The organism is Acinetobacter guerrae, from assembly GCF_009372255.1.
In the GTDB taxonomy this organism is placed as follows: Bacteria; Pseudomonadota; Gammaproteobacteria; order Pseudomonadales; family Moraxellaceae; genus Acinetobacter; species Acinetobacter guerrae.
In genome coordinates this window covers 1-5,672 of sequence record NZ_LXGN01000020.1, presented here as the reverse complement: position 1 = coordinate 5,672, position 5,672 = coordinate 1, and the positions used below count along the sequence as shown (strand labels likewise).

General features: G+C 48.4%; 2 tRNA genes and 3 rRNA genes. All 5 read right to left on the bottom strand.

The features are described from left to right. Nucleotides 1–49 precede the first annotated feature (49 nt). Nucleotides 50–164: ribosomal RNA gene (gene rrf, locus A7A69_RS08790) — 5S ribosomal RNA — on the bottom strand. 214 nt (nt 165–378) lie between these two features. Then, a 23S ribosomal RNA gene (locus A7A69_RS08785) occupies nt 379–3,272 on the bottom strand. A gap of 317 nt (nt 3,273–3,589) precedes the next feature. After that, nucleotides 3,590–3,665 (bottom strand) — tRNA-Ala (locus tag A7A69_RS08780). A gap of 46 nt (nt 3,666–3,711) precedes the next feature. After that, nucleotides 3,712–3,788 (bottom strand) — tRNA-Ile (locus A7A69_RS08775). Nucleotides 3,789–3,846: 58 nt separating this feature from the next. Then, nucleotides 3,847–5,383 (bottom strand): 16S ribosomal RNA (locus A7A69_RS08770). Together the 16S, 23S and 5S rRNA genes with 2 tRNA genes alongside form the textbook arrangement of a ribosomal RNA operon. Nucleotides 5,384–5,672 lie beyond the last annotated feature (289 nt).

Sequence of the window (5,672 nt, the reverse complement as noted above, 5' to 3'; positions counted from 1 at the left end):
AAAAAAAGCACCCTAACCTGTTTAAAGATTAGGGTGCTTTAGATTTAAAAGCTGGCGATGACTTACTCTCACATGGCCAAGGCCACACTACCATCAGCGCGAAGAGGTTTCACTTCTGAGTTCGGGAAGGGATCAGGTGGTTCACTCTTGCTATTGTCGCCAGCAAACTGTTGTGGTGTGTTCGGGTCTTATTTACTCTGTGCATTATATTTCACAGTGTGTGCCTTACTAACGATCCAATGAGTTATTAACGGATTGGCAATTGAGCTGTATTGTAACTAGTTTACTTTCTGAATCAAGTGTTTTGTTCAAGATCACGTTGAGTTGATCTTTTCTAAATCGAATTTATCTTGAATACAACAACTGTTTGGGTGTTGTATAGTCAAGCCTCACGAGCAATTAGTATTGGTCAGCTTCACATATCACTATGCTTCCACATCCAACCTATCAACGTCCTAGTCTTGAACGGCTCTTTAGGTGACATATAGTCACAGGGAAATCTTATCTTGAGGTAGGCTTCCCGCTTAGATGCTTTCAGCGGTTATCCCTTCCGAACATAGCTACCCGGCGATGCGACTGGCGTCACAACCGGTACACCAGAGGTTCGTCCACTCTGGTCCTCTCGTACTAGGAGCAGATCCTCTCAAATTTCCAGCGCCCACGGTAGATAGGGACCGAACTGTCTCACGACGTTCTAAACCCAGCTCGCGTACCTCTTTAAATGGCGAACAGCCATACCCTTGGGACCTGCTTCAGCCCCAGGATGAGATGAGCCGACATCGAGGTGCCAAACACCGCCGTCGATATGAACTCTTGGGCGGTATCAGCCTGTTATCCCCAGAGTACCTTTTATCCGTTGAGCGATGGCCCTTCCATACAGAACCACCGGATCACTAAGACCTACTTTCGTACCTGCTCGACTTGTGGGTCTCGCAGTTAAGCGCGCTTTTGCCTTTATACTCTACGCGTGATTTCCGACCACGCTGAGCGCACCTTCGTACTCCTCCGTTACTCTTTAGGAGGAGACCGCCCCAGTCAAACTACCCACCAGACACGGTCCTCGTCCCGGATTACGGGACAGAGTTAGAACCTCAACATTACCAGGGTGGTATTTCAAGGATGGCTCCATTGGAACTGGCGTCCCAATTTCATAGCCTCCCACCTATCCTACACAAGTAAGGTCAAAGTTCAGTGTCAAGCTGCAGTAAAGGTTCACGGGGTCTTTCCGTCTAGCCGCGGGTACACTGCATCTTCACAGCGATTTCGATTTCACTGAGCCTCTGCTGGAGACAGCGCCGCCATCATTATGCCATTCGTGCAGGTCGGAACTTACCCGACAAGGAATTTCGCTACCTTAGGACCGTTATAGTTACGGCCGCCGTTTACTGGGGCTTCGATCAAGAGCTTCGCTTACGCTAACCCCATCAATTAACCTTCCAGCACCGGGCAGGCATCACACCCTATACGTCCACTTTCGTGTTTGCAGAGTGCTATGTTTTTAATAAACAGTTGCAGCGGCCTGGTTTCTGCGGCTGCCAAGCGCTCAGGGAGCAAGTCCCATCACCCTCAGCAGCGTACCTTCTCCCGAAGTTACGGTACCATTTTGCCTAGTTCCTTCAGCAGAGTTCTCTCAAGCGCCTTGGTCTACTCGACCTGACCACCTGTGTCGGTTTAGGGTACGATTCCTGTGTAACTGTAGCTTAGAGACTTTTCTTGGAAGTATGGTATCAGCCACTTCACTGTACAAGTACAGCTTGATATCGACTCTCAGCATAGAGCACCCCGGATTTGCCTAAGATGCATGCCTACTGTCTTTCACCTGGACTACCAACGCCAGGCTGACTTAACCTTCTCCGTCCTCTCATCGCATTACACAGAAGTATTGGAATATTAACCAATTTCCCATCGACTACGCCTTTCGGCCTCGCCTTAGGGGTCGACTCACCCAGCCCCGATTAACGTTGGACTGGAACCCTTGGTCTTTCGGCGAACGGGTTTTTCACCCGTTTTGTCGTTACTCACGTCAGCATTCGCACTTCTGATACCTCCAGCATACTTCTCAATACACCTTCGTCGGCTTACAGAACGCTCCCCTACCACGTAACTCTAAAGTTACATCCGCAGCTTCGGCACATAGTTTTAGCCCCGTTACATCTTCCGCGCAGGCCGACTCGACTAGTGAGCTATTACGCTTTCTTTAAAGGGTGGCTGCTTCTAAGCCAACCTCCTAGCTGTCTATGCCTTCCCACATCGTTTCCCACTTAACTATGATTTTGGGGCCTTAGCTGGCGGTCTGGATTGTTTTCCTCTTGACTACGGACGTTAGCACCCGCAGTCTGTCTCCCGGATAGTACTCATAGGTATTCGGAGTTTGCATCGGTTTGGTAAGTCGGGATGACCCCCTAGCCGAAACAGTGCTCTACCCCCTATGGTATTCGTCCGAGGCGCTACCTAAATAGCTTTCGGGGAGAACCAGCTATCACCAGGCTTGATTAGCCTTTCACCCCTATCCACAAGTCATCCCCTGGCTTTTCAACGACAGTGGGTTCGGTCCTCCAGTTAGTGTTACCCAACCTTCAACCTGCTCATGGATAGATCGCCTGGTTTCGGGTCTACACCCAGCAACTATTCGCCCTATTAAGACTCGATTTCTCTACGGCTCCCCTATGCGGTTAACCTTGCTACTGAATGTAAGTCGCTGACCCATTATACAAAAGGTACGCAGTCACCGAACTAGTCGGCTCCCACTGCTTGTATGCATGCGGTTTCAGGATCTATTTCACTCCCCTCACAGGGGTTCTTTTCGCCTTTCCCTCACGGTACTGGTTCACTATCGGTCAGTCAGGAGTATTTAGCCTTGGAGGATGGTCCCCCCATATTCAGACAAGGTTTCACGTGCCTCGCCCTACTCGTCATCATTATGTGTGCCCTTTCGTGTACGGGACTATCACCCTCTACGGTAGCACTTCCCAGAGCTTTCCGCTAAAACACACATAACTTAATGGGCTGATCCCCGTTCGCTCGCCGCTACTAAGGGAATCTCAATTGATTTCTTTTCCTAAGGGTACTGAGATGTTTCACTTCCCCTCGTTCGCCTTGCATACCTATGTATTCAGTATGCAATACCTACCTTATAGTAGGTGGGTTCCCCCATTCAGACATCTCCGGATCAATGGATATTTGCCGCCTCCCCGGAGCTTTTCGCAGGCTATCACGTCTTTCGTCGCCTCTGACTGCCAAGGCATCCACCACATGCACTTAATTACTTGACTATACAACCCCAAACAGTCGTTAATACCTACAAGTAGTATTACCAACATTACAGTTTGAAGTACTGTGCACTTAAGCACCATACAGCTTCAATCTAAATTCATATACCAAAACGCTTGATTCAGTTAATTTGCTAGTTCTCAGATTAAATATTAAATTAACAATCTCTTGCTAATCCATACTTAATCGAGTTTGAACAATTTATTTCAGACTCAATTTTACCAATCTGTTAATGAATTAATGTGTCTTCGTCAGATCACACTAAACTGTGTTAAATCACAGAAGTTAATAAGCTTTAACTTACTAAGTTCTGTAATCTTGGTGGAGACTAGGAGAGTCGAACTCCTGACCTCCTGCGTGCAAAGCAGGCGCTCTACCAACTAAGCTAAGTCCCCAGCTTATATCATTTAAGTATCTTTCATCTGCGCTTAGCTTGTGCAGTGGTGGGTCTGACAAGACTTGAACTTGTGACCCCACGCTTATCAAGCGTGTGCTCTAACCAACTGAGCTACAGACCCTCAGATACTTCAAGAAGAACAACTTGTTGTGGATTCTTACTAACCATCAATCTTTCGTTAAGGAGGTGATCCAGCCGCAGGTTCCCCTACGGCTACCTTGTTACGACTTCACCCCAGTCATCGGCCACACCGTGGTAACCGCCCTCTTTGCAGTTAGGCTAGCTACTTCTGGTGCAACAAACTCCCATGGTGTGACGGGCGGTGTGTACAAGGCCCGGGAACGTATTCACCGCGGCATTCTGATCCGCGATTACTAGCGATTCCGACTTCATGGAGTCGAGTTGCAGACTCCAATCCGGACTACGATCGGCTTTTTGAGATTAGCATCCTATCGCTAGGTAGCAACCCTTTGTACCGACCATTGTAGCACGTGTGTAGCCCTGGTCGTAAGGGCCATGATGACTTGACGTCGTCCCCGCCTTCCTCCAGTTTGTCACTGGCAGTATCCTTAAAGTTCCCATCCGAAATGCTGGCAAGTAAGGAAAAGGGTTGCGCTCGTTGCGGGACTTAACCCAACATCTCACGACACGAGCTGACGACAGCCATGCAGCACCTGTATGTAAGCTCCCGAAGGCACCAATCCATCTCTGGAAAGTTCTTACTATGTCAAGACCAGGTAAGGTTCTTCGCGTTGCATCGAATTAAACCACATGCTCCACCGCTTGTGCGGGCCCCCGTCAATTCATTTGAGTTTTAGTCTTGCGACCGTACTCCCCAGGCGGTCTACTTATCGCGTTAGCTGCGCCACTAATCCCTCAAAGAGACCAACGGCTAGTAGACATCGTTTACGGCATGGACTACCAGGGTATCTAATCCTGTTTGCTCCCCATGCTTTCGTACCTCAGCGTCAGTGTTAGGCCAGATGGCTGCCTTCGCCATCGGTATTCCTCCAGATCTCTACGCATTTCACCGCTACACCTGGAATTCTACCATCCTCTCCCACACTCTAGCTAACCAGTATCGAATGCAATTCCCAAGTTAAGCTCGGGGATTTCACATCCGACTCAATTAGCCGCCTACGCACGCTTTACGCCCAGTAAATCCGATTAACGCTCGCACCCTCTGTATTACCGCGGCTGCTGGCACAGAGTTAGCCGGTGCTTATTCTGCGAGTAACGTCCAGTAGCTGGTAGTATTAATACCAGTACCCTCCTCCTCGCTTAAAGTGCTTTACAACCATAAGGCCTTCTTCACACACGCGGCATGGCTGGATCAGGGTTCCCCCCATTGTCCAATATTCCCCACTGCTGCCTCCCGTAGGAGTCTGGGCCGTGTCTCAGTCCCAGTGTGGCGGATCATCCTCTCAGACCCGCTACAGATCGTCGCCTTGGTAGGCCTTTACCCCACCAACTAGCTAATCCGACTTAGGCTCATCTATTAGCGCAAGGTCCGAAGATCCCCTGCTTTCTCCCGTAGGACGTATGCGGTATTAGCGTCCCTTTCGAAACGTTGTCCCCCACTAATAGCCAGATTCCTAAGCATTACTCACCCGTCCGCCGCTAAGGTCAGTACCGAAGCACCTTCCCCCGCTCGACTTGCATGTGTTAAGCCTGCCGCCAGCGTTCAATCTGAGCCATGATCAAACTCTTCAGTTAAAATCATTTTGCACCTTATTAAAGACAAGGTGCCAATTCTGGCTCATCAATTTTCTGACAAATTCTCTCAAATAAACTTCGAGTAATTTAAACCAATCAATTAATGATAATATTTCGATCAATTAATCAGTAAAAATCCACACAAGTTGTTCTTCTATATTCTTAATGATCTTCTTACTGCTTCGTCAGCAGCAAGCTAGGTCGGCTATATTACTCTCAATCTCTTAAAAGTCAACATGTAATTTAGATATTTTTAAAACTTCATCTACTCTACCAAAATATCAATCAA